Origin of the sequence: Acinetobacter haemolyticus, from assembly GCF_003323815.1 — a bacterium.
GTDB classification, from domain to species: Bacteria; Pseudomonadota; Gammaproteobacteria; order Pseudomonadales; family Moraxellaceae; genus Acinetobacter; species Acinetobacter haemolyticus.
Genome location: NZ_CP030880.1, coordinates 78,980 through 104,381 on the forward strand (window position 1 = coordinate 78,980; position 25,402 = coordinate 104,381).

At 39.9% G+C, this 25,402-nt stretch carries 26 protein-coding genes; 12 read left to right on the forward strand and 14 right to left on the reverse strand.

Annotation, left to right across the window (positions count from 1 at the left end; genetic code table 11):
- Positions 1-163: 163 nt before the first annotated feature.
- A complete protein-coding gene (locus tag DS737_RS00365) occupies positions 164-1,438 on the reverse strand; it encodes a hypothetical protein (RefSeq protein ID WP_004637204.1) in 1,275 nt (424 codons plus the stop codon).
- Positions 1,439-1,524: 86 nt separating this feature from the next.
- Between DS737_RS00365 and serB the strand changes: the two genes are divergently transcribed.
- From serB to DS737_RS00380, 3 genes are all read left to right on the forward strand, one after another.
- Complete coding sequence (serB, locus tag DS737_RS00370) at positions 1,525-2,745, forward strand: phosphoserine phosphatase SerB (RefSeq protein WP_005087273.1); 1,221 nt, start codon at positions 1,525-1,527, stop codon at positions 2,743-2,745.
- Positions 2,746-3,152: 407 nt separating this feature from the next.
- The gene (gene aciT, locus DS737_RS00375) at positions 3,153-3,488 is read left to right on the forward strand and encodes a ciprofloxacin tolerance protein AciT (protein ID WP_004637201.1); all 336 of its coding nucleotides are present in this window, start codon (positions 3,153-3,155) and stop codon (positions 3,486-3,488) included.
- Positions 3,489-3,630: 142 nt separating this feature from the next.
- Positions 3,631-4,110, forward strand: a complete 480-nt coding sequence (locus DS737_RS00380) for a hypothetical protein (RefSeq protein WP_004637199.1) — start codon at positions 3,631-3,633, stop codon at positions 4,108-4,110.
- A gap of 105 nt (positions 4,111-4,215) precedes the next feature.
- Here the strand turns inward: DS737_RS00380 and dtd are convergent, their stop codons facing one another.
- Positions 4,216-4,656: a D-aminoacyl-tRNA deacylase gene (gene dtd / locus DS737_RS00385; protein WP_005087271.1), complete on the reverse strand. Its 441-nt coding sequence runs from the start codon at positions 4,654-4,656 to the stop codon at positions 4,216-4,218.
- Between the two features lie 153 nt (positions 4,657-4,809).
- Between dtd and pncB the strand changes: the two genes are divergently transcribed.
- From pncB to asd, 3 genes are all read left to right on the forward strand, one after another.
- Positions 4,810-6,015, forward strand: a complete 1,206-nt coding sequence (pncB, locus tag DS737_RS00390; protein WP_113996506.1) for a nicotinate phosphoribosyltransferase — start codon at positions 4,810-4,812, stop codon at positions 6,013-6,015.
- 102 nt (positions 6,016-6,117) lie between these two features.
- Positions 6,118-6,966, forward strand: a complete 849-nt coding sequence (locus DS737_RS00395) for a sulfurtransferase (RefSeq protein WP_113996507.1) — start codon at positions 6,118-6,120, stop codon at positions 6,964-6,966.
- A complete protein-coding gene (gene asd, locus DS737_RS00400; RefSeq protein WP_005087265.1) occupies positions 6,963-7,814 on the forward strand; it encodes an archaetidylserine decarboxylase in 852 nt (283 codons plus the stop codon). The genes DS737_RS00395 and asd overlap by 4 nt, the downstream gene beginning before the upstream one ends.
- Before the next feature lie 120 nt (positions 7,815-7,934).
- On the opposite strand, the gene DS737_RS00405 is transcribed toward asd, so the two are convergent.
- Positions 7,935-8,345: a hypothetical protein gene (locus DS737_RS00405; RefSeq protein ID WP_005087262.1), complete on the reverse strand. Its 411-nt coding sequence runs from the start codon at positions 8,343-8,345 to the stop codon at positions 7,935-7,937.
- 143 nt (positions 8,346-8,488) lie between these two features.
- Between DS737_RS00405 and DS737_RS00410 the strand changes: the two genes are divergently transcribed.
- On the forward strand, positions 8,489-8,881 hold the full coding sequence (locus DS737_RS00410; protein ID WP_005088729.1) for a hypothetical protein: 393 nt from the start codon (positions 8,489-8,491) through the stop codon (positions 8,879-8,881).
- A gap of 389 nt (positions 8,882-9,270) precedes the next feature.
- On the opposite strand, the gene DS737_RS00415 is transcribed toward DS737_RS00410, so the two are convergent.
- Positions 9,271-9,480 carry a cold-shock protein gene (locus DS737_RS00415; protein WP_004641656.1) on the reverse strand — a complete coding sequence of 70 codons (210 nt, stop codon included), beginning with the start codon at positions 9,478-9,480 and terminating at the stop codon, positions 9,271-9,273.
- Positions 9,481-9,996: 516 nt separating this feature from the next.
- Positions 9,997-10,887 (reverse strand): LysR family transcriptional regulator, encoded by an 891-nt coding sequence (locus tag DS737_RS00420; RefSeq protein WP_113996508.1) that lies wholly within the window; start codon positions 10,885-10,887, stop codon positions 9,997-9,999.
- A gap of 94 nt (positions 10,888-10,981) precedes the next feature.
- Here DS737_RS00420 and DS737_RS00425 point away from each other — a divergent pair, with 94 nt between their 5' ends.
- Positions 10,982-11,434, forward strand: a complete 453-nt coding sequence (locus DS737_RS00425) for a PACE efflux transporter (protein WP_004641652.1) — start codon at positions 10,982-10,984, stop codon at positions 11,432-11,434.
- A gap of 66 nt (positions 11,435-11,500) precedes the next feature.
- Here the strand turns inward: DS737_RS00425 and phoR are convergent, their stop codons facing one another.
- The 3 genes from phoR to DS737_RS00440 all read right to left on the reverse strand — a co-directional run bounded on the left by phoR (position 11,501) and on the right by DS737_RS00440 (position 14,503).
- Positions 11,501-12,856 (reverse strand): phosphate regulon sensor histidine kinase PhoR, encoded by a 1,356-nt coding sequence (gene phoR / locus DS737_RS00430; RefSeq protein WP_113996509.1) that lies wholly within the window; start codon positions 12,854-12,856, stop codon positions 11,501-11,503.
- An 8-nt stretch (positions 12,857-12,864) separates the two neighbouring features.
- Entirely contained in the window at positions 12,865-13,575 is a 711-nt protein-coding gene (gene phoB, locus DS737_RS00435; RefSeq protein ID WP_004641646.1) for a phosphate regulon transcriptional regulator PhoB, read from the reverse strand.
- A gap of 250 nt (positions 13,576-13,825) precedes the next feature.
- Entirely contained in the window at positions 13,826-14,503 is a 678-nt protein-coding gene (locus tag DS737_RS00440; protein ID WP_008942114.1) for a TetR/AcrR family transcriptional regulator, read from the reverse strand.
- 304 nt (positions 14,504-14,807) lie between these two features.
- Between DS737_RS00440 and DS737_RS00445 the strand changes: the two genes are divergently transcribed.
- On the forward strand, positions 14,808-15,635 hold the full coding sequence (locus DS737_RS00445; RefSeq protein WP_113996510.1) for an SDR family NAD(P)-dependent oxidoreductase: 828 nt from the start codon (positions 14,808-14,810) through the stop codon (positions 15,633-15,635).
- 47 nt (positions 15,636-15,682) lie between these two features.
- Here DS737_RS00445 and DS737_RS00450 read toward each other — a convergent pair whose 3' ends face one another.
- Both DS737_RS00450 and DS737_RS00455 read right to left on the reverse strand, forming a co-directional pair.
- Complete coding sequence (locus DS737_RS00450) at positions 15,683-17,050, reverse strand: MATE family efflux transporter (protein ID WP_005087253.1); 1,368 nt, start codon at positions 17,048-17,050, stop codon at positions 15,683-15,685.
- Between the two features lie 100 nt (positions 17,051-17,150).
- Positions 17,151-18,305, reverse strand: a complete 1,155-nt coding sequence (locus DS737_RS00455) for a methionine aminotransferase (RefSeq protein WP_113996511.1) — start codon at positions 18,303-18,305, stop codon at positions 17,151-17,153.
- Between the two features lie 319 nt (positions 18,306-18,624).
- On the opposite strand from DS737_RS00455, the gene DS737_RS00460 reads away from it, so the two are divergent.
- Positions 18,625-19,065, forward strand: a complete 441-nt coding sequence (locus DS737_RS00460; protein ID WP_004641634.1) for a hypothetical protein — start codon at positions 18,625-18,627, stop codon at positions 19,063-19,065.
- Between the two features lie 99 nt (positions 19,066-19,164).
- Here the strand turns inward: DS737_RS00460 and DS737_RS00465 are convergent, their stop codons facing one another.
- The 3 genes from DS737_RS00465 to DS737_RS00475 are packed head-to-tail and all read right to left on the reverse strand — an operon-like array spanning position 19,165 to position 21,613.
- Positions 19,165-20,472, reverse strand: a complete 1,308-nt coding sequence (locus DS737_RS00465; RefSeq protein WP_004641633.1) for a DUF445 domain-containing protein — start codon at positions 20,470-20,472, stop codon at positions 19,165-19,167.
- A gap of 17 nt (positions 20,473-20,489) precedes the next feature.
- Positions 20,490-21,047 carry a CC0125/CC1285 family lipoprotein gene (locus tag DS737_RS00470; protein WP_113996512.1) on the reverse strand — a complete coding sequence of 186 codons (558 nt, stop codon included), beginning with the start codon at positions 21,045-21,047 and terminating at the stop codon, positions 20,490-20,492.
- Positions 21,048-21,073: 26 nt separating this feature from the next.
- Positions 21,074-21,613 (reverse strand): DUF924 family protein, encoded by a 540-nt coding sequence (locus tag DS737_RS00475; RefSeq protein WP_004641629.1) that lies wholly within the window; start codon positions 21,611-21,613, stop codon positions 21,074-21,076.
- Between the two features lie 183 nt (positions 21,614-21,796).
- Here DS737_RS00475 and gshA point away from each other — a divergent pair, with 183 nt between their 5' ends.
- Together gshA and DS737_RS00485 are read left to right on the forward strand one after the other, a co-directional pair.
- Positions 21,797-23,374, forward strand: a complete 1,578-nt coding sequence (gene gshA / locus DS737_RS00480; protein WP_005087247.1) for a glutamate--cysteine ligase — start codon at positions 21,797-21,799, stop codon at positions 23,372-23,374.
- Positions 23,375-23,445: 71 nt separating this feature from the next.
- Positions 23,446-23,943 (forward strand): disulfide bond formation protein B, encoded by a 498-nt coding sequence (locus tag DS737_RS00485; RefSeq protein WP_005088717.1) that lies wholly within the window; start codon positions 23,446-23,448, stop codon positions 23,941-23,943.
- Positions 23,944-24,001: 58 nt separating this feature from the next.
- Here DS737_RS00485 and DS737_RS00490 read toward each other — a convergent pair whose 3' ends face one another.
- Positions 24,002-25,348, reverse strand: a complete 1,347-nt coding sequence (locus DS737_RS00490) for a PGAP1-like alpha/beta domain-containing protein (protein WP_005087244.1) — start codon at positions 25,346-25,348, stop codon at positions 24,002-24,004.
- Positions 25,349-25,402 lie beyond the last annotated feature (54 nt).

A 25,402-nucleotide genomic window follows, 5' to 3' on the forward strand; every position in this document is an offset into this window, starting at 1 on the left:
CAAATATTGGCTTGGGCTGGATACACAGTCATAGGCTTTTGATAATGATTTTTTGATGAATTTGCACAGGAAAAAAAATAAGGCATTGTCGTAAAACAAAGCCTTATTTTTATTAAAGATTCAGCAATTGGATCAAATATCTTAATCAGCTACAGCACTTGAATCAGGATTCGGTTGCTGCTTTTGCTTTCTTGCCCATCAAGATTTCAGTGCGTAGTGTCTGCGCCACGGTTGCACATTCTTCATTCATGCCATTAATCATAAAGGCATGGCGGGTCATGATATTACTTGGGTTTGGCATTGCGACCAGTTCATAATGATTTTGAATGGTTTTGAGTTGTTCATGGTTCAAATGCAAAGCAGCTTCTTTGGCATGAATATGTTGTGTTAAACGTTTTGCAGCTTCAACTGCATCTAATTGCATCGCATCGACGGCACTGGCAACAGCCCCTCGTGTTTGCAGTGCAAAACGTTTGTCTTCTCGATAACGCTTATATAAAACATCTGATAATAATTGGAACACAGCACCGATCATCATCAGACATTCAAGCGCTTCAGGTTGTTCCGAAGTTGTTGATAAGGTTGCACCCTCCGCACTAAACTCTTGTACCACATGGATTTGTGTTGAATCGATCTGATAATGCTTAGTTGAGAGATCAATACTTTTATCGAGAAACAATTGGCATAGTTTAAAATAAGGCACAGAAACAGATTGGTTGACACTATTTAGTAACTGTTTCGGATCATAAAACTGAATGTTTAAAGCCAAGCTATGATCATCCAATTGAGTAGATTCTCTTGGTTTCTTCTCAGCTGGAGTTTTGTTTTGGGTTTTTGCTTGCTGTTGTGCTTGTGCAACCAAAGTGATGGCATTTTGCTTTTCTAAAGCAAGGGCTTGAGTTAAGCGTTGAATCTCATGTTTTAAATGATTTTCTTGATTGATTCGCGTCAAATATTCACTACGGGTTGGACGCGCAATGACTCGATATGCCAGCCAGATGAGGAAGTGAAGGAATAATGAAGCAAAAATGGCTAACCACTGAGTTCGTAAGATTTCACCAATACTTGGCTGAATCAGTGTAATTTCAACGGTTCCAACTTTCTTTTCATTTTGCAGCGCATCACGGACAAACACCTCACCTTGGCGAGTTTTTGCCATACCACTGGTTGCCAGCACTTGTTTATTCGCATCTAAAATTCGAATAGATGCAACACTTGGATTGGTTGCATAGCGATTGGCGACCAATGCCAATGAAACCGTATTGGCTGGTTCTAGTTCAGCAAGACTGTCGGCCACCAGCTGACTGGTCATCAACTGTCCTTGGCTGGCACGATTTTCATTGAGTTGATGTGTCGTTGCAATCACCAATAAAAAGGTATGCAATGCAAAACTTACGATCAGTAGGCTAGCAAATAGCCCTTGGCGAGGCGCATTCAAGTTAAACTTCCAAGGTAAATAGATTTAGGTTCGGTTATGTTATGATTCTTACACACAATAGTTGTCGCTCAAACACGAGTCAATTCATGCGAGAAATCATTCTTATATCCTTTCTAGGACCAGATCAACCGAATCAGTTTACTCGATTAATGCAGGTACTCTCCGTACATTCTTTGCAAATACTCGATGTTGGTCAGGCTGTTATCCATAATCAATTGACCCTTGGGATCGTTGTGGCTTCGGATAATGAGACTGCAACAGCATTGGCAATGAAAGAGATTTTGATTTTAGCACATGATATTGGTCTCACTGTGCGATTTAAACCAATCTCCAACGCAGAATATGATCAATGGGTGAGTGAGGGGGGGCGTACACGCTATATCGTGACTGCGCTTGCGCCAGAGTTGACCGCAGAACACTTGCAAGCCGTTACCCGAATTGTGTCGAGTCAAGGCTTTAATATTGAAACGGTTACACGCTTGTCGGGACGTTTAGGGTTAGATGAAGAAAGCCCATTCCCACGTCGGGCTTGTGTACAATTTGGTCTAAGCGGGCAGATGCTCGATGCACAAGCGATGCGTGCTGCTTGTTTAAGTTTGTCAGGTGAGCTGAATATTGATGTCGCCGTACAAGAAGATAATGCTTACCGTCGTAATCGCCGTTTAGTCTGTTTCGATATGGACTCAACCTTGATTGAACAAGAAGTGATTGATGAGCTTGCATTAGAAGCAGGTGTAGGCGAGCAAGTTGCTGAAATCACAGAGCGTGCGATGCAAGGTGAGCTTGATTTTCAACAAAGTTTCCGTGCACGTGTGGCGTTGCTAAAAGGCCTAGATGCTTCAGTTTTACCGAAAATCGCAGAGCGTTTAACCGTGACAGAAGGCGCTGAACGTTTGATTTCAACGCTAAAAGCACTAGGCTATAAAACGGCTATTTTATCGGGTGGTTTTCAATATTTTGCTGAATATTTACAAGCCAAACTCGGGATTGATGAAGTACATGCCAATATTTTGGATGTCGAAGATGGTGTGGTGACAGGTGAGGTAAAAGGCGCGATCGTTGATGGTGCGCGTAAAGCTGAATTGTTACGTCAACTGGCAGAAAGAATGGGAATTTCACTTGAGCAAGCAATGGCCGTCGGTGATGGGGCCAATGATTTGCCAATGTTGTCGATTGCTGGATTAGGTGTTGCTTTCCGAGCTAAACCTTTAGTGCGTCAAAATGCCAATCAAGCAATCTCAAGTGTAGGTTTAGATGGTGTACTGTATCTACTAGGTATGCACGATAAAGACTTAAATCGCGCTTAAATCGCGATTCTATGCTTCAACAATGCCGCTTTTTAAAGCGGCATTGTTCATTTTTGATGCGTCATGATTTGGTCATAATTATGTCTAAATGTATAGAAAAACAACGATAAAAAAATTCGAAAAAAAGTTTTTTTGAGCTAAAAAATAGCGATAGTTTTTTGTAATGACACGCCGCAATTGATGCTATATGGAGATTCAGGACTTTTGTAATTTTAAAAAATGTAATGACAAAAGCATATTGCGACAGCTTGTGTCGTAAGGCTAATTTCAAGCTCTTTTTTTCTAAAAAAAACCCTCCATAATGCATAAAGACGCAAATGCAATACGTAGTACTGTTAGAGATTACAGAACAATTATGATGAGGTCTGCGCAAGACACAGACCATCCCTTTAAAGACGGAGGTTCCTATGGAAGCAGCGAATTTCACCATGTGGGTTGGATTTGGCTTAATCGCTGTCGCAGTTATTGCTGTTTTCTTTTCTCCTTATCGTCGTTGGTTAGGTTTTATGTTGGCGGGTATGCTCTGCTGGGGACTGTTAGAAGTCGTACGTTTTGGAGTACAAACGATCTTCGATATATCAGTCGCCTATAGTTATCTGACTGCTTTAAGCCTTGCGATGGTAACGGTTACATTCATTCTTTTACGTGAAGACAAACAAGCACAAAAACAGCTGGCAAATCGTCAGTATATTGAACATACACCTGTATACAAGGATGATCAGCAACAATGTTCTAGCCGATAATTTATAATAATTCGAATCGCAACAAAGGCATGCTCAGCATGCCTTTGTTGCATTCTGTGACAAAGCTTTGGCTGTCTGATCTACAATTGTGCTAGGATACGGTTGTCTTAATTTTCATCATAATACTGTAGGCATAAATGTCATGAAGCTTTCTTCTTTACCAGTGGTTAAGTTACCTATCGTTGATGTAAGCACAGATCCGCTTGATTTATTGGTGGCAGGTTTGGCGTTACGTATGAAGCAATTGGCACGTACTAGCCCGAAGTTTATTGAGTTAGTTCATGACCGTGAATTCCGTATTCAAATTGGCACCGATTTAGGCATGGCTCGCCAGATTCTAGTTAATCGTGGCAAGATTGAAACAGTTGCTGGTAGCCCAGAACAAGCTGATTTTATTTTACAGTTTGCATCAAGTGAGCAGGGCGTGAAAACCTTATTAAAAGGTGATCCAACGGCATTTATGACGGGTATGCAAGATGGCAGCATTAAAATGGAAGGTGACTTTAGCCTGTTGGTTTGGTTCAACCAAGCCGCTAAATTGATTCCACCAAAAGTACCAAAACCAGTGAAAGAAAAAATTCGCCAAGCACGAGCATTTATTAAAGAAAAAACGGGTAAATAAACCGATTCGAAAAACTCCCTAAATGAACTGCACTTCGAAAGTTGGACGCTTTTAGTCTAATTTGAAGGGTGCAGCTTATAAAAGGGAGTTTTTTATTGCGTTATTTTATTCGATTTCAAGCTGAAAGGTCACAGGGCCATCATTAACTAAGTGCACTTTCATATCTGCCGCAAAAATACCCGTTTGTACATTTTGAAATTGTTGTTGAGTATACTCAACCAATTGTTCATATAGCGCTTTTGCGTCGTTAGGGGGCATTGCAGGACCAAAGTCTGGTCGTAAACCTTTTTGCGTTTGGGCCATTAAGGTAAACTGGGAAACCAATAAAATTCCACCATTGGCTTGGCTCACATTCCAGCCCATTTTGCCTTGCTCATCATCAAAAACTCGATATTTTAAAATTTTATCTATCAGTTTTTGACCTTTTTCTAAGTTATCTTCTTTGCCTAAACCTAAGAAAACCAATAATCCTTTTTCAATTTCACCAGTTGTTTGACCGTCAACCACAACTTTGGCTTCGAGAACTCGCTGAATTAGTGCACGCATAAATAAATTTGAATGATGAATGAAAGAGAAGCGCTAAGTTTAACAGAGACATGGGTTAAAATTGAGCCGTGCAGCAAAAGTCTACTATTCAATAAGAAGCATTTAGTTGTATAACAAAACATATCTTATAAAAATTGGTTAAAACCATCATCTATGTCTGCCATTGTTCGATCATTACTGGATACCGACTTATATAAATTCACTATGTTACAAGTGGTATTACATCAGTTTCCGCAAACGCATAGTGTTTATTTATTCCGTTGTCGAAATTTAGACGACACCCTTTATCCTTTATCGGAGATCTTGCCTGAGTTAAATCATCAGCTTGATCTATTATGTGACTTAAAGTTTAAAGAAGATGAACTGCAATACTTACGTTCATTGCGTTTTATCAAAAGCGATTTTGTCGATTATTTAGAATTATTCCAACTCAAGCGTCGTTTTATCAAAGCCAGTATTGATGAGGCAGGGCGGTTAGATATTCGTATCGAGGGGCCGATGGTACAGGCGATGATGTTTGAGATCTTCGTCTTGGCCATCGTGAATGAGTTGTACTTCAGCCGTATCCGTACGGATGCTGTGTTGGAGGAGGGTGAACGTCGACTCCAGCAGAAACTGGTTCAACTACAACAATATGCCCAAGAGCAACAAGATAATGAACCACCGTTTTTGGTTTCAGACTTTGGTACACGTCGCCGTTATAGTTTTGATTGGCAAAAACATGTGGTACAGGCTTTTCATACAGCTGCGCCGAAAGTATTTCGTGGTACCAGTAATGTATTGCTTGCCAAAGAATTAGGGATTAGCCCAATTGGGACGATGGCACACGAGTTTTTACAGGCTTTTCAGGCACTTGATGTAAGATTACGAAATTTCCAAAAAGCAGCATTAGAGGCATGGGTACAAGAGTATCGAGGTGATTTAGGGATTGCTTTGACTGATGTCGTTGGTATGGATGCATTCCTACGTGATTTTGACTTGTATTTTGCCAAATTATTCGATGGTTTACGGCATGATAGTGGTGATCCTTACGAATGGGGCGATAAAGCCTATGCGCATTACCGTAAGTTGAAAATCGATAGTAAAACCAAAATGTTGACCTTTAGTGATGGGTTGAATTTAGAGAAAGCTTGGGCATTACATCAATATTTTAAAGATCGCTTTCAGGTGAGTTTTGGGATCGGAACTAATCTGACCAATGATATGGGACAGACACCGCTGAATATTGTGTTGAAGTTGGTCGAGTGCAATCGTCAATCTGTCGCAAAAATTTCGGATAGTTCTGGTAAAACCATGACTGATAATGAAACGTTTTTGGCGTATTTGCGTCAGGTGTTTGAGATTAAGGAAGAGAGTTAGCTTATATCTCCTTTTCTGCTAAATGAATGCAAAAAATCGAGCAAAGATAAAAAGTGAGCTATGCTAAAATCAAACATGATGTGATGACACAAGCGCATAACAATGACTGATATTCATTTTAAACTCGGTTTACTGATTGAGCCTGAACAGCTTGTTCCTTATTTAGGGCACGAGCTAATTCGTGTTGTTGATCTAAGCCGTGCCTCGGTTTATGAACAATTACATATTCCGCATGCCATTCATTTACAACCTAAATATTTAGTTGCTCAAAATGAACAAGCCAATGGGGTGTTGCCAGATAATGACGGTTTAAGCGCTTTAATTAAAAAGCTAAATATTTCTCCTCAGCATCATGTCGTGGTCTATGATGATGAAGGCGGTGCTTGGGCTGGGCGTTTAATTTGGAATTTACATTGCCTTGGTTTTACGCGAACCAGTCTGATCAATGGTGGCATTCATGCTTGGTTAGGTGCTGGACTTCCAACAAGTGCTGAAGTTGATCGTTTTAGCCCTGTTCAGGAATTAGTGCAAGTTGACTTGAACGCAGTACAGCAGTACAGAGTTGAATATCAAGAGTTATTGGCACAAGTCGAGCAAGGCGATGTTCAACTATGGGATTGTCGTAGTAATGAGGAATATACAGGGTTACGGTTAGCTGCGCGACGCGGCGGTCACATCCCAAATGCACTGCATTTTGAGTGGAGTACTGCCCTTAATCGTGAAAATCATCTAAAATTACACCCGCTTGAACGCACTCAACGACGTTTAGAGCAACTCGGCTTTAATTTACAACAACCTGTAGTGGTGTATTGTCAGTCACATCACCGTTCTGGTTTGGCATATATTTTAGCAAGATTGCTTGATTGGCAAGTGAGAGCCTACGATGGTGCGTGGAGTGAATGGGGCAATCGCCTCGATAGTCCTATTACTACAGGGGAGTCACCATCTTGAGTTTCGCAGCAGATTTAAAAAAACAACTTTTTATCAAAGCACAAAATTTAGTACCGCAACATCAACTTAGCCGTGTGGTCGGCAAGGTTGCCGCAAGTGAAAATGTTTTGGTGAAAACTGCTGTTATTCAGGCATTTAAAGCAAAATATGGCATTGATATGAGCATTGCCGAGCAAACCAATCCAAATCAATATAAATCATTTAATGAGTTTTTCACTCGTGCTTTGAAACAAGGTGTACGTGGTGTAGATGAACGTGCCGATAGTATTGTTTGTCCTGCGGATGGTGCGATTTCACAGCTCGGTAAGATTGAAGCGGGTGATATTTTCCAAGCGAAGGGTCAAAGCTTTTCTGTTGAGAAATTGATTGGCGACCCACAGTTAGCAAAACCATTTGTTGATGGGCAGTTTGCAACTGTTTATTTGTCACCTAAAGATTATCATCGTGTGCATATGCCATTGGCAGGTACATTGACCGAAACTCTATATATTCCAGGTGAGTTGTTCTCAGTCAACCAAACCACGGCTGAAAATGTTCCGGGTTTATTCGCGCGTAATGAGCGTATGGTGTGTTTGTTTGACACTGAGCTTGGTCGTATGGCAGTGGTGTTGGTTGGTGCAATGATTGTTGCAGGGATTGAAACAGTTGCGACAGGTAAGGTAAAACCGACGGGTCGTGTTGAATTGCAACATCATCAAATGCAGTTGGATAAAGGTGCTGAGTTAGGTCGTTTCTATCTAGGCTCAACTGCTGTGGTTTTATTTGAAAAAGATAAAATGGTTTGGGAAGAGCAGTTTAAAGCCAATTCGACCGTGGTGATGGGTGAGCGTTTGGGGCATTCGGTTTAATTTAGCAGTAATTTTTAAAAAGCCCCGAAATAGGGGCTTTTTGTTTTACGTATTTCGGGTAAGCTGTTTTATGTTAATTTTAGAAGAATTAAATAAGTATTAAAGCTCCTATTCATTTCGCTAGTCTTCATTAACATCGCAACTACTAAGTAATGTATTCAATACAAATGCTTCATTAGCTACGCCATCTAGCCCCTCATACTCAAAGTTGTAAAGACCTTTAACTAGAACAGTTAATTTATTTTGCCTGCTTAGAAAAAAACTCAGACCTATTACATCTACAGGATGATGAACCCCACCTAAATATATAGAACCCGTTAAATCACCTTGATTAAAACTCAAAGACTTATTAACCAAATCGCAAAGTTTTGTTGATGGTAAGTCAATATCATCTAAACGAATTATTGGACTTACGATCTCATCTTTGTAGATAAATGACTCCATAAAAATATGGATAGATATTTCAGAATCTGTAGAACTAAAAATAATTGCATGTTTGGCAATTAAATCTTTTATGTTAAATATATTCATATAATTGATATCAATAAAATATTGATTCTATATCAGAATCTAGGATTAAAAAAATATATGAGCTAATGTCAGAGAGTTAATTATTTAACATTGTATAAGGCATATTATGTTAATTTTATGAAAACTTAAAGAGTCTTTAGATCATGATAGTCCATATTATAAGAGAAGCTTGTTGTTCCCAAGATGACCAATTAGGTCCTTTGGAGATACAATTAGAATGTGATGAAAATTCAACATTAGAACAAGTAATAAATGAAATCTGCAGAGTAAAATTCCTTCAATATAGTTCATCACATAACCATATGATAGGCAGAATAGACGATCAAAAAATAGTTGAAATATTGCTACTTAAAGAAGAAATAATTTTTCATATTTATAAAGATAGTTTAGTTAGGAACTTAATAACTGAAAGTGGATTACGTTTTTCTTTTATAAATAATATTTTTGAAACTAAAGATAAAACAATGACTGAAAATAGATCTGATCAACATCTAGTAAAAAGAAGTTTTTTAAAAAAACTTCTTTTTTGGAAATAAGTTTAATTTTTACTTATCTAATATAATCGGCGTTGTGTGTGGAAAATACAATTTAGTTAATAAAAATCAAATTCTTATGTTTTTATAAAGCATCAAGAGTAATTAGAAAGAACAATATGAGACAAGATATTTTTCGTTAGCAATCTTGTTTTGTTTCTTGAGTATTATTCTTGTAAGCCATTTCCTACACCAATTCCAGTCAATGACCTATGTTCAGCCCCCATCAAATTGCTTAATATGAACTCATCAGGAACAGGAGGTTCCAAAACATAAAACAAAAATAATAAGTTTGAGCATCAGGACGTGAGGTACGACAGGAGTTATACCTAAAGTGCGAAATACGAAAAAGCCCGACAGGATGTCGGGCTTTTTTCATGCTTATTCAGCGATTATAAAGGAACAATGTTCACAGCATTTGGGCCTTTTTGACCTTGAGCAACGCTGAATGAAACTTGTTGACCTTCATATAACGTTTTAAAACCAGAATTTGCGATTTCGCTGAAGTGAGCAAACACATCAGGACCTGATTGTTGTTGAATGAAACCAAAACCTTTAGTTTCGTTAAACCACTTTACTGTACCAGTAACTGTATTAGACATAATATATCCTACTAAATTTTAATAATTTTCAGCCGCTTAATGAGGCTATGTATAACTTTGAAAAAGGATAAAGAATTGAGCTTAAGATCTAAAAAAACGAAGGATTATGACTAAAACTGCGATACTTAAAGAAGATTTACTAAACTATACTTTTTCTAGTTAACTTAAGTATACATGGAATTGAATAATATTCAAGTTTTTTATATGTAATATTTATTTTTCTTATATTTTGCAATATTCATGATCAAGTTCTGTGTAAGTTTTTATGTGAATTTAGCTGATCTAATAATTATTTTCCGCCGTGAACAATGTACGCTTTTTCTTACAGTGATTAGGGGCAATATCCCATATTCAGACTGCTTTAAATTGCCTAATATGAACTCATCAGGAACAGGAAGTTCCAAAACATAAAACAAAAATAATAAGTTTGAGCATCAGGACGTGAGGTACGACAGGAGTTGCACCTAGAAACGAAATACGAAAAAAGCCCGACAGGATGTCGGGCTTTTTTTATGCCTATTCAAAAATTTCTTTACTCCAAAGCTCGATCAGCAGTTGAATGGTTTTACTCAAGGGTTTATAGCTGGTCCAAATGGCATGGATGGGCATATCCAGTCCATTGGTGGTGTCACTAAACTCTAAACGCACTAAACTGTGCTTTGTAAAATGCTCCGACACGACTGAAAGCGGAAAATTTCCCCAACCCATCCCTTGTTCTACCATATGAATTGCCATCGATAGATTGTCGGTATACCAATACGAATCAGAAACCAAAATACGAGGATCAGGTAGAGGATAATTTTTACTAGCGACAATAATTTGTCTAAACTCAGACAACATGGTGAGTTCATTTTTATGTTGTGCCTTGAGTTGTTGTGCTTGCTCAGGGGAAATGGCAGCGACAAACTGTTCAACACCTAATAGTCGAAAACGTTGATTGATATCGATATTTGATGAGCTATAAGCAATATATAAATCAATTTCATTGTTCTGTAGGCGTGCTTTTAATTCTTGCTGTGGTGCGCAAACCATTTCAATATTTAAAAGAGGATAGTGCTGAATTAATTGTTCAATGCCCTTTAAGATGATTTTTTGATTGATATCGGCTGCGACACCAATACAGATACGAGTTTCTAATCCTATTGAAAGTTCAGAGAGATGCATTTCGAGCTGGCGTAGCTTCGTCACAATCAATCTTGCGTGGGGTTCAATTGAAAGTGCAATTTCCGTTGGTGCTAGATGATTTTTACTGCGTTCAAATAATTTTAAATTCAATTCAGCTTCTAAATTGGCAATCGCCATGCTCACTGCGGAAGGAACCCGATTTAAGGCGCGGGCAGCTGCAGAGAAACTTCCTCGATCAATGATTTCTAGAATCAATTCAAGCTGCTCACTGCTCAGTTTCATTGCAATTTCCTTGTCAGTAAATCTGATAACGATTGACTTTTTTTATCAGATCTAGAGCGTAAAATCTAGAGATTGTTGATTTTAAGGTGTGATCATGCAAGGAACGAAACGAAGAGTAACTTATGTTTTTTTCTATGAAGTATTTAGCTTTTTGATCTGTGCCATGATTTTGGCAGTGCTTTCTGGTACAAGTATGAGTCATACAGGACCATTATCGGTGCTAATCGCAGTTATTGCGGTGACCGTAAATTTTTTCTACAACTATGTTTTTGAAATGTGGGAAAAACGACAAATTTCTAAAACGCGTACTGTGAAAAGAAGGATCGTACATGCAATTGGGTTTCAAATTGTTTTGGTAACGATCTTGATTCCATTGATTGCGTGGTGGATGCAGATCAGTTTACTCAAAGCATTCTTATTGGATTTTAGTTTGATGATCCTCATCCCATGTTATACCTTTGTGTATAACTATTTCTTTGATCACATTTTTGGCTTACCGAGCCATTTACTTGAAGCAAAACAGTTGAATGCAACAGTAAATAATTAATTCAATCTAAAAAACAAAACAGCCGATCTGTCTAGATCGGCTGTCTGTAGTTATTCAACTGCCCATTTATCCAATATAGAGACGTTCTTTTGGAAAAACGGCTGTAAAAGTTGAGCCTTCATTTTCTTTGGAGCTAATTTCGAGATGTGCACCGTGTTGCATCAATACGTGTTTCACAATCGCAAGACCTAAACCCGTTCCACCTGTTTGACGGCTACGCGCACTATCTACACGATAAAATCGCTCAGTTAGACGAGGTAAATGTTTCGGATTTATTCCAATGCCATTGTCTTGAACGGTAAAATAGGCTTGATCCCCATCCTCATGCCATCCAATGGTAATAATGCCACCTTTGGGCGTGTATTTAATCGCATTGGTGATGAGATTGCTGAAAGCACTGGCAATTTCCATGTCTGAGCCGATCAGATCACAGTGACTATCAATATCTAAGTTGAGTGTGTGACCATAATCAAGATTGTAGGCACGAGCATCATCAAATAATTGATTCATCAAATTTGCCATCTCAATAATCTGATTTTTTGCAACTTTTTTATTATTTTCGAGATTGGACAAGAGCAATAAGTCATTAACCAATGCATTCATACGTTTGGTTTGTGACTGCATTTGAGTAAAAGCACGTTTCCAGCGAGGGGTGATATCATCCTGATCAGTAAAGGTTTCGATATAGCCACTGAGTACGGTCAGCGGGGTACGTAACTCATGTGAAATATTATCAACAAAGTCCTTACGCATTTGTTCAAGATTATGCATGCGGGTGATGTCATGTGCGACCAAAAGGCGGCTTTCCCCCCCAAAGCGGGTAATTTTGACTTGCACATAACGCTCTTCATTCATTTGTGCTTGTAGACGGATGCCATCGGGTGCTTGATCACTATGGTTAAAATATTCAATAAAATTTGGTTGGCGCAAGATCGACAGCAAGTTACGCCCGCGATCCATTGGATTGATACCCAATAATTTTTCTGCGGCTGGATTCCACCATTCGAGCTGATGTTGGTCATCAATCAAGACAACAGCTTCTGCCAACGCCACCAATGATGATTGTGCACGGTCAATCAAACCTACCATTTCGGCTTGTACAATACGTTCTTGGCGTTGAGCGCGATAAACGTTGAACAATAATGCACCCCAAATCCCATTCAGATTCGGTGGCATATCGTAAGGACGATTAGAGATCCATTCATTGACGAGATAAAGTGAGCGAAGCTGTAGGATGAAAAACACCACAAAAGCGACGAAAATACAGCTCCAAAAGTATCCAACTCCAAATCCGATTAAGCTCGCAATCAATAAGAAAAACAATAATAGTCTTAAATCTTGTTTTGCAAACGTCCATAAGCTGCTGTATTGAAAACGTTGATGTTCGCGCGCCAGCTCAGGGACGGGATATGGTTCATACATAAAGGGTTTTAACCTGCTGCCAAATCAGCTCGTGTAGAGAAACGATAACCTGTGCCACGTACCGTTTGAACAAAGCGATCAACACCAAAAGGTTCTAACACTTTACGTAAACGACGAATATGCACATCAATAGTACGGTCTTCAATATACACATTTCCACCCCATACTTGGTCAAGTAATTGGGCACGTGTATAAGCACGTTCTGGATGTGTCATAAAGAAGGCCAGTAAACGATATTCAGTTGGACCCATATCGAGAATACTCTCACCAAAGCTCACACGCTGACTCACTGGGTCTAGCATTAAGCCATTGGCATCAATCACTTTTTCACCGCTCAGTGCATTGGCACGACGCAATACCGCTTTGATACGAGAAACCAGTTCGCGGGTCGAAAAAGGTTTGGTCATGTAGTCGTCTGCACCTGCATCCAGACCTTGAACCTTATGATCTTCTTCACCACGAGCTGTGAGCATGATCACAGGGATCTCTGCCAAGTTCTCATCTCGTTTCAAGCGACGGCACAAATCTACACCACTTACGCCACCTGGCAGCATCCAATCCAGCAAGATAAGAGCAGGACGCTGATCAACGATAATCTGATGCGCTTGCTTAGCATCCTCAGCTTGTAAACATTGGAAGCCAGCCATATCCAAAGAGGTATGGATCATTTCGCGGATCGGTAGCTCATCATCGACAATTAAAATATAGTCATCTTTCACAGCGCAATACCCTCAAAATCTGTAACGGTTAACCGTTTTGTTGTTATGACAGGCTTATTACAAAGATTAATTATGACAATATCATTGCAAAAGGGTAAATAAAGTCGAATTTAGCAATAAATTGTGACAATTGTGGGGCAGAGGAGTGACTAATTGATGACAGTTTGCTTGAAATTAAAACAAATAAATTCATCTGTTTAACAGCACTGTCTTGTAGCAGTTACATTTGTCACAAAACTGTAAAACGATTTTAATTTTTTTGTGTCGTGTTTTCAATAAATGATAAAAACACCGCACAACAGGCATTTAGGACGTCTTCCAATGGCTGTTTAAAGCCTTCTGATACCCAACGGATAATAATATGAGTCACATAGCCATTTAAACCTGTCGCCATCAGAGATACCTCCTCAGTGGTTTGCGGCACATTGGGCATCGTGATCATCACAAAGCCTTGAATAATCCGATCAAATTGCGTCAGCGTTTCTTGGATTGTCGCTTGATTGTGTAGGTCTTGGACGAGCATTGCATCGATGTAAATAATTCGTGCCATGCGTGGATCATCTTTAATGGTATTCAGTAGCGCAGATAACCCTGCTGTGACCATATTTTTCGGTTCAGGCGCAGCCATGAGTACAGCTTGGGTCAAACAGCTTTGCATTTTACTGATCATGCGTAAAAAAACAGTTTGGAAAAGTTCTTCACTCTTTTTAAATGACTCATAAAAATAGCGTTCAGTGAGTTTTGCTTCGTTACAAACATCTTTGACGGTCACAGAGAAAAATCCTTGTGTCCCATACATCGCAATACCTGCTTCAATCAGTTTTTCCCGACGAGCTTCTTTGCGTTCAGTTAAAGACAGACCTTTGAATTGACGCTCTTTGGTTTCGTTCGTTTTTTTCTTTGTATTGGCTTGCTTCTCAGTTGTCATCGAAAAACCGTTCCCTAAAAAAGTCTATATATCGTATGTCTAGCAGCGCTTAGATTGCAAACTGTTTAAAAATAATATGTCTTGTTTCTGTCGCTTTAGCCAATAACACGATGTATGACTCAAATGCCAACAGACCTTAGAACGAGCATTTATGACAAGCATTATGTTTGTTCTTGCCATTTGTCTTAAAAGCATAGTGTACTATATTGACAACATGTATTGTCAAAATTATATTGGTTACAAGTTAAACGGCACATGATCTGAGCGAATATGTGCATATCATTCGCAATACAAAGGATAGGCAATGAAAAACTTTAAAAATAAAGTCGCAGCGATCACAGGTGCTGGCTCTGGGATTGGACAACAACTGGCACTTTTGTTGGCTCAACAAGGCTGCCATTTGTCATTGAGTGATATCAATGAGAAAGGTTTGGCACAGACTGTTGAGTTGGTTAAACAGTATCCAGTTACTGTCACCACCAAAGTTCTTGATGTTTCTAACCGTGATGCGGTGAAACAATGGGCACAAGATACCGTACAAGATCATGGCTCAGTGAATATGATCTTCAACAATGCGGGTGTTGCATTAGGCTCAACTGTAGAAGGTGCAAGCTACGAAGATCTAGAATGGATCGTTGGAATTAACTTTTGGGGTGTGGTTTACGGCACCAAAGAATTCCTACCATTTATTAAACAAACTAAAGATGGCCATATCATCAACATCTCTAGTATTTTTGGCTTAACCTCACAACCGACACAGTCTGCATATAATGCGACTAAATTTGCGGTGCGTGGTTTTACTGAATCGCTTCGCCAAGAGTTAGATATTGAGAAAAGTGGCGTAAGCTCACTTTGTGTACATCCGGGTGGTATCCGTACCAATATTGCAAAAGCTGCAAAAATGAATGACAGCTTAAAGAGCTTAGGTATGGATCCAAATAAATCGATTAAGCAGTTTGATAAGTTTTTGCGCACACCACCTGAAGAGGCGGCTCGTCAAATCCTTCAAGCCGTATTGAAAGATAAACGCCGTTTATTAATTGGAACAGATGCTCGTATCGTCGATTCATTCCAGCGCTTATTCCCAACAGGCTATCAACGTATAGCGGCTTTTGCCACCAAAATGCTGTAATCGCTACGTTACTTCAAGAAAGCCATTCTAAATCGAATGGCTTTTTTTTAAATCAAAACTTTGATTTTCCCTTTCTTCCAAACGAACTGATAATACGTGGCTTGGAATACACATAGGCAGACAAAAGCCAGAGCATAGGCCATCCAAATTCCTGTTAGTCCCCATAGTGTGGTAAACCAATAAGCACAAGGAATCTCGATCAGAAGGATAGTGAAGATATTAATCAACATCGGTACAGTAACCGTTCCGCTAGCACGCATAATCGAAGCAAAAATCGCACTTGCACCAAAAAACAGCAATGACCATAACACGATAAATAATAGCTGCTGACCCAAAACGACCACTTCAGGATCGGTAATAAACAGTGCCATTAAATATTTGGAAAATAGATAGCCTAAAGCAATTAAGCTACCTGTAAACAGGAAGTTCATGCTTAATGCAGTACGAGTAACGCGACTGAGTAGCTCTGCTTTTCCTGCACCGATGGCTTGTGCTGCAAAAATAGAAGCGGCAATCGAGATGGAAAGTGCTGGAAATTGGATATAATTCAGAACTTGGTTGACTGCACCATAGGCTGCGGTCGCATTTGCACCATAACGATTGACTAAGCCAATAATCACCAAACCAGCCAATGAAGTGGTGACCATTTGAATCCCTGTAGGAATACCCAATTTAAGGATGAGTTTGCTTAACTCTGCATCATGACGTAGATGTTGTAAAAGTTGACGGTCGATTTTGAGTGGATGTTTTTTGTAATTCAGATAAAAGCCCAAAAAAACCAGCACTGCCAAATAACCGATAATACTGGCGATTGCGGGCGCAACAATACCAAGCGCAGGGAAGCCGAAATAACCTTTTAGCAGTATGGGGGTGACGGCTAAACCAATCAAACTGGTTAAACCCAATGCAATCAGTGGCGTTACGCTATCACCAACACCGCGTAAGATCGAGGTATAAATAATATACACAAAAAGCAATGGACTACCTGCCATCATCCACTGCACATAAGGCAATGACAGATGCATCACAGTAGGATCAGTACCTAGCAGGATTAAAATATGTTCGGCAAAGAATAACCCGAGGACGGCAATAATACTGCCCCCAATTAAGGTCATAAACAGGGTAGAGCCAATAACGCTACGCACTTTTTCTAGGTTCTGTGCGCCCCATGCTTGTCCAATTAAAACGGTTGTTCCTGCAGAAAGTCCAATAATAAAAGCAAGCAAAAAGAACAAGACCGGAAAATATACCGAGACAGCAGCAACAGCATCTACCCCCATCATTTGACCAACAAAGATGGTATTAATCGTTCCCGACAAATTTTGTAAAATATTGGTTGCAATCAGTGGGACGAGAAAAACAAAAAAGGTTTTCCATAGATTGGGTTGCATCACCAAAGGCTGGTGTGGTGTCATTCAAATTCCTTGATACTTCGTCCCGAAAATGGATCTGCTGTGTTTTCAACATAGCATAAGCTAGCATCAAGTTATGAGTATTCAGTTGATTTTTTGTTGATTAACACCGCATTAGGATGTCACCTGCTCGTTGAAGTGTTGCATCTGTTTTGGCAAAACAAAAACGAATCAGCCTCAGTGATTCAGGGGCTTGTTGATAAAATACGGAAATAGGGATAGCTACAATTTTATGTTGTTCTGCCAAGAACTGACACATGGCCACATCGTCTAAATCTGGACGGATGGCAGAGTAGTCCAAACTTTGGAAATAGGTGCCTGGTGAGGGAATAAAATTAAAACGAGAATTTTGAATCTGTTGATTAAATAAATCACGCTTGGTCTGATAAAAATCAGGCAGTGTTTGGATATGCTCAGGATGGTGTTGCATATAATTGGCGAGCGCGATTTGACAAGGCGTGGTACCACAGAAATTGGCAAATTGGTAAATCTGCCTGAACAACTGCATTAACTGTGGTGTGGCTACACAATAACCAGTTTTCCAGCCCGTAACATGAAAACTTTTGCCAAATGATCCGATGACAAAACTACGTTCGCGTAATTCTGGAAAGTGCAGTGCGCTGTAATGTTTTTGTCCATCAAAAACGAGATGTTCATACACCTCATCGGAAAGTACCACAATATTTTTATCTTGAATCAGTTCAATCAATTGCAGCCAGTCTTGTTCTGACCAAATTGCACCTGTTGGATTATGTGGTGTGTTGACAATGATCATACGGGTTTTGGTATTGATGCTGTCTTTGACCTTTTGCCAATTCACTTGAAAGCTGGGTGCATCTAAATGGATATGAACTGATTTTCCGCCTGCAAGCTGTATCGCAGGTGCATAACTGTCATAGCTTGGATCAAAAATGATCACCTCATCATCGGCATGAATACAGGCTTGGATCGCACAGAAAATCGCAATGGTTGCACCCGGAGTAATCGTGATTTCAGTGATAGGATCTAGTTGCAATTGATCACGTAGTAAAAATTGCTGTGCCATTTGCTCACGTAAAGCCAATACACCATCTCCAGCAGGATATTGATTGTATCCATCGAGGGTGGCTTGACTGAGTGCTTCAAGTAGCGCCTGTGGAGCAGGAAAATCAGGAAATCCTTGTGATAGGTTCAATGCATTGAGCCTATGAGCGAGCTCAGTCATCACGCTAAAAATGGTCACGCCTTGACGAGGAAGTTTTGACTGAAGCTGCAACATTGTTTTTAACCTAATTTACGTTTTATTTTGATGTGATTGTATCGAGATAAACGGTCATTTTCCAAATAGTCGATGCCAAAGGAAAAAGTTGCGCCTTTCACTTACTATCTTAAAAAATGTGTCTTATATCAATAGAAAGATAGAAAATGTGCCTGAATAAAAACAATAGTGACGGAATTGGTCTTTTTTTATTTAAATTTGTCAAATAAATTGTTATTTTTCAATCATGTATGGTGTTTTAATTTTAATATTTAAGCGATATAATTTATAGCGAGTGATTAAAATAAATACGAATTATTGTGAAATAGGACATTCAGAGATGGACAATTTCGATCTAAAAATACGCTACCCACATCATATCGATTTAAAAGATGTCGATCAGTTCGAAGCATTGAATACGATAGGCGTATTAACTCGCTTTGATAGAATGGCTTGGAAACAACTCTTAAGTCGTTGGTTACAGTTAGATGGAGCGAGTCCGACTTTTACGATAACAGATGGAAATACGGAACATACGATTGAAATTATCTTGAATACTTATTCTTCGTCTCAAGAGCTGAGCTTTATCGTAAAAACGGACATTGCAGTGGTGGTACCCAAAAAACAAGTTTTTGGATTGATTACCTTTCAAGCCAAAGAAAGAATTCATTTTAATCAAATTTCATTGGCACAAGTGAAAACGTACCTGACCGCATTTTTGAAGCAAGATACCGATACTTTGGTACGATACTATCAACAAAGTAAACAATTGGCTTGTTGATCTATTTCACCATGAACGGTTTACAAGAGTTAGCCCTAATCACATGCGCGTTAGGGCCGAATACGGCAAAAATGAGATATCTTGCGGTATACCTGTCCTTTACAGAACATTTTCAACAACGGCACGTATGATCCCTAAGATCAAACCGATAAACGTACCAACAATCACGCCATTCACACGAATCATGTGTAAATCACCGCCAACTTCACTCTCGATTTTGGCAATCATTTCTCGTGAATCCCATTCATGGATTCGTTCACTGATATAACGAATAATTTTATCGCTGTATTGTTCACTAAAATTGGTCGCTAAACCCACCATTTTAGTATTGAGGACTTGGCGAACCTTATCATTTTGGATCAAGCTCACCCCAAGTTGCTGGATTGCAGCTTGTAAATTGGTGGCAATACCAGAATCTTCCTGCATCAAATCCGTCTTGATTGCATCACATAAGATTGCGATTGCACCTGTAATAAAATTCAAAACCTGTGGGCTGTCGAGTAGCGCATCTTTACCATTGTTTAAACGTTGGCTGGCTTCACTGTCATTGTCTGCAAGTTCCAACATCAGTTTATGGGTTACAGCTTCAATATCCTGTCGCCACGGATGGTCTGGGTTGGCAAGCATGGATTCAACTCGTTCAATCAGTGAGTCAATAGTACGTTGTTGTACGTCGATACCAATCCAACTTGCACCTTTTGCTAATTTCCACACCCCTAGCTCTTTAAATAATGTCCGTGATAATTCGCGTGCTTCTTCGGGATGAGAAACCATCCATTCGTGAGCAACATCCAATCCACGCTGTAATACATCTTGATGGAAATCATTATCTAAAACGGCACGTAGCATCTCACTGGCTAGGGTATTGATTTTGGTACTGCGAACCCATTGCACACTGTTATTTTGGACAAAATTTGCAATTTGATCTTGACTGACAAACTCAAAAATTTTCGGCACCGTTTGCTGAATGATCTGCACCACTTGCCCGTTATTTTTAGGATTGGCAAGCCATTCACCCACTGCCAGACTGATATCGGTATTTTGTAGGCTGCGCTGTACAATCACAGGAGAGAGGAAGTTCTCTTGCACAAAACGTCCCATCGATTCAGCAATACGTGCCTTATTACGTGGAATAATCTCGGTATGGTCACGTAACAATTTCGGTAGGGGCATTTTTCCAAATGGGTTGCGGAATAATACCGTGACGGCATACCAGTCTGCTAACCCTCCGACCACACCCGCTTCAGCACCTAACATGAAGATATGGATGAGCCATTTATATTCAGGTAGAAAGTGCGCCACAATCATGAGAGCAACCCATGCCGAGACAGCAATAATCAAGGCGATGGTGGCAAAGTTTTTACTTCTTTGCAGACTTGGGACGTGGATTTCTTCGGCTGAATTCATTGAGTCATCCTATTCATTCATTTTTTGTTTTGAGGTGAGGCAGGTGGCTGCAACACTTCTCCTGTTGGACTCAATCCGTATTTTTGACCTAAGGATTGTAGAATTAATTGCGCATCAAAGGCATCAGGCGATTGCTGTTGAGTCTTGAAGCATTCGATAGTATACGACACTTGGATTGGATCAAGATTGACCACTTGTGGCATATCATAGAATGGATCCGGCCAAAACGCAGGGTGGCGACGATAATAACCATACGGATAATAAGGTCGACTTGGATAAATCACCGCTTGGCGTTGCTCTTTAATACGCGCATTACTCGGATCATCAACGACAGTGAAAAATCTGAAACCATTTTTTACCGTGGTCTGAGCTGCTTTTAATAAAGTGATTTCTTCCGCTGTACCATAACTCAGATTATTTCCTGCTTGGAAGCTGATACGAAAGCTTTTGTTATTTAATGGATAAGCGGTAAATTGACCGAGTTGATCAAACGTCTTGGGTTGTTTATGAACAGTTGCACATCCTGCAAAGGTCAGTGCGATGAGTACAGGCGTACACATTAATAACGATTTCATTTGTTATTCCTCTCTGGAAGATCGGATCAAAAGTGGCTATCCGGTTGAGTTAGAAATTCAAGTTCTTCTGCTGTTGAAACTCGACCAAGTGCCGCATTACGATGTGGATAGCGTCCAAAACGATCAATGATCACTTTATGCTTTTCTTCGAAGCTTAAATTGATGGGATTGCCTAAACGTTGAAATAACGCTAGGGCATAATCGTGAATCATTTTGGACTCACTATGCATAAACGGCATGTATAAAAACGAGCGTTGTTCGGGGCTCAGTTCAGTGTCGAGTTGCAAACTAATTGCCTCTTGTGCCAACATCAGTGCCATGCTGTCGTAAGCAAAAGCTTGGGCTTGATCTCGATATAAGTTGCGAGAAAATTGATCTAAAATAATAATTTCGGCCAAGCGTCCTTCAGCAGTTTGACGCCAAGACCAAAGTTCTGCTTGTGCAGCTTGATGATGGATTGATTGAAAAAGCTCACGAATTTTGGCATCAAAGGCATCACTTTTAGCAAACCAAAGTGGTTGATGATCGGGAGTAAACCAAAAATTTAGAATGTCTTGTGCTTGCATAAGAAGTTATCCATCAGCAGAATTATTTTTTAATAAAATCACAATTTCGGCATGTCTTAAATAACAAGTTTGTGATAAAAATTGCCAAATTAAATCAGCTGACTAGATGGCAATAGTCGTTATAATTGACAAAAGCAAGCCACTACTCAGTGTTTGGCCAGTGAATCAATGAGCATATATATTATGAATCAACCCAGCGCACTTTCTTCCTCTGTGATACCAACTTGGGTAGATGCTTCGCAATTGGCAGGTATGTTACGTGGTATCGAGCGTGAAAGTTTGCGTATGCAAAGCAATGGATTTTTATCACAAAAAAACCATCCGATTGCTTTAGGCTCAGCACTGACACATCCGCACATCACGACAGATTATTCTGAAGCATTAATGGAATTTATCACGACACCGCATAGTACGATTGCGGCTGCGTTAGATGAGTTGCGTGATATTCATCATGTGGTGCATCAGCATTTGCAAGACGGGGAAAAGTTATGGCCGCTTTCCATGCCGTGTATGTTGGATGATCATGAAGAAAATATTAGATTGGCGCAGTATGGTACATCCAATATTGGTCGTTTTAAAACTTTATATCGTCATGGTTTAGGTGTGCGTTATGGTCGCCGTATGCAGACTATTTCAGGTGTACATTATAACTTGTCTTTTCCCGATCAACTGTTTGAAGACCTACAACAGCATGAAACCAATGCTGAATTAAAGCAGCTCAGTTTGCAGGATTATCGTAGCCATCGTTATTTTGGTTTGATTCGTAACTTTATTCGACTGACGCCTTTAGTGATGTATTTATTGGGTGCTAGTCCATCCGTATGTCGTTGTTTTTTGACTGGTCGTGAGCATCATTTACAAGCATTGATCAAAGGGACATTGTATTTGCCAGAAGCAACGGCCTTACGTATGGGACGTCTAGGGTATCAGAATTCAGCCCAAAAGCAGCTTGGTATTCACTATAACGATTTGCATGATTACTTAGAGGGTTTACAAAAAGCTGTGCACACACCTTACCCTCAATTTACAGCCCTAGGCTTAGATGATGAGCAAGGTGAGCCGATTCAAATCAATGATCATGTTCTTCAAATTGAAAATGAATACTATAGTTTGATTCGCCCAAAACAAGTACCAGAACAAGGTGAGACACCTTCCCAAGCGTTAAAAAATCGTGGTGTGGGTTATGTAGAGTTACGTGCAGTGGACGTCAATCCTTATCGTGCGATTGGTATTGATGAGACTGCAGCTGGATTTTTGGAAAGTTTAGCTTTGTATTGTTTGTTGAATGACAGCCCTGAATTGTGGGCAGATGAACAAGATCAGATAGATCTAAATCAAACCGAAATTGTCAATCGAGGGCGTGCGGCAGACGCCAAAATTAAAGATGGACCGATTGAGGTACCTTTCCAAGATTGGGCACAACGTCATCTTGGTCAGATTCAAGCCTGCGCGATTTTATTGGATCAAATGGACCGCACTTCACTATACCAAGATGCTGTACAGGTGATGCAACACCGCTTATATCAGGTTGAAAATACGCTTTCGGAGCAGGTAATCAATGATACCTTGCAACATGGAGGGACATGGAACTTTGGTAGTATCATGGCTCAACAGCATGTACAGGATTATGAGCAGCACCAAATCAGTTTAGAAAGAAAACAATATTTCGAACATTTGGCACAAACTTCGTTGCAAAAACAGTCTCAACTCGAACAAGATAATCACATGAGTTTTGCAGAATATCTTGCACAATACCGCTAGGGTCTGTCGATATTTTATCGTAAGGGTGATCATTCTTATTACGACAGAGGACATTTTTTAGAGGATTTTCCATGCGCTGGAATTACCGTTTAGTCAGTGCTGTATTGGTACTGATGAGCATTATTGGGCTCGCATTTGCATTATATTTAGAACATGTGCAAGGTCTTGAACCTTGTCCTTTATGTATTTTCCAGCGAATTGGTTTAATTGGCATGGGTTTAATTGCATTAGTTGCATTTATTCACAACCCAATTTCAAACTTTTTTAAGCGCTTTTATGCCTTGTTGGCAACTTTAGCGATTGGATGGTCGGCTGGCGTTGCCGCACGGCATGTATGGTTACAACATTTACCACCAGATCAAGTACCGAGTTGTGGACCAGGCTTAGACTATTTGGTTGATGTTTTACCGATGAAAGCGGTCCTGCAGCAAGTGCTGTCTGGCTCAGGAGAGTGTGCCATGATTGATTGGAGTTTTCTGGGACAATCACTACCTGTTTGGTCTTTGATCTATTTCAGCCTGATCCTTGTGATTTGTTTATGGCAACTCTTTAGAAAATATCCTGCTTAATTGGTAAAAAAGCCAACATGATGTTGGCTTTTTTATTGGATAAAATTTGGAGCACTGTTTAGGTTTCAACAATTCCTTCCAGATCTTCAAAGCTATGATTATTTGGAATATTAATGAGATGGGTTTGAACACCTGCTTCAACCTTATCACTCACATCTGGATATAACCAACGGGTAATTTGCTCCGCAACACTGGAGTGGTATTGAATCTCAAAATGGTTCAAACCATAGAAAACCGCTTTATGTGTATCAGGAAGTTTAAGTTGGAAGCGAGGATTTGGGTGTTCACCTAAAGCACTTTTAACACTTACCAAATAGTCACCAATCACGGTGAGCGCTTTGGTTCTAAGCTTTTCGAACTCGAGTGTACCGGCGATGAGGAAGGTGTTGATATGTGATGGCAATGGTGCTGGCTTACGATTGTCATCTTCAAAACCAATCCGTGCATCATTATGTTCCCAGTCATCATCACGTACGCTACCATGACGTAAATCTAAAATCCCATTACTGCGAATATTGACCAATTGACCGATAAGGCTAATAAATGGAAATGCGCCGAGTTTATCTTGCAGAATGAAACCAAAACGTTCAAGTACTGCACCATGATGCGGTGAGCCAATACAGACCAAATTTTCAACCATGTGAACCCATTGGCATAGGTTCTGCTTACCATAGAACAGAGCACTACGAGAGACTAATCCTCCCATACTATGCCCAATCAAATCGATACTGGTGATGCGTGGATTACGTTGAACTAGATCTTCTAGCACATTGGCAAAGCTACGACCATTGGCTGAAATACGACGCCCTGTATTGTAGTTGAGATACAGCATGGTGTTGTTATCACGTTGCGCAAGCAAGCGTTCACCAATGCCACCATAGCGATGATTCGACCAAGTTAAATGGTTCATACAAAGACCATGTGTCAAAATGACTACACGACCTGTGAGTTCACCTTGTTGCAATGAACCATAATGATCATACAGCACCATAGGGAGTGCCATCGGGTTATGCTGTTTTAAGAAAAAATCACCAAAGATTCCATTGAGTGCGCCGACTACAAAGTGTAAAGAAGGACTCAACGGTTTGTCATGCAGCACTGGAAATTTTGCAATGACTCTGCGCAAGTTTGGTGCGAGGAAGTTAATGCCGTATTTTTGAATCGCGACATAGGAGAATTGGTAAAATCTCTGTAATTGAGGGTGCTTTTGTAATTTTTTGGCCTTTTGTGCACTCAAACCAAGCGTTGTCCGTAACACCTCAGTTTGTACCAATTGCACTAATTCGTGCACCCCACTTAAGCTAGTGCTTACGAGTTGTGCCAAACCTTCCAAAACATCCGCCTGACTGGGAGGGGTACTGTCCCATTTACAGTAGGTTTCATGTAGAGGTGTTAAACTTGGCATATTGATTTCCTCATCCTTGATATATACCGAAGGTTTGAAGTTATTGACCTAACA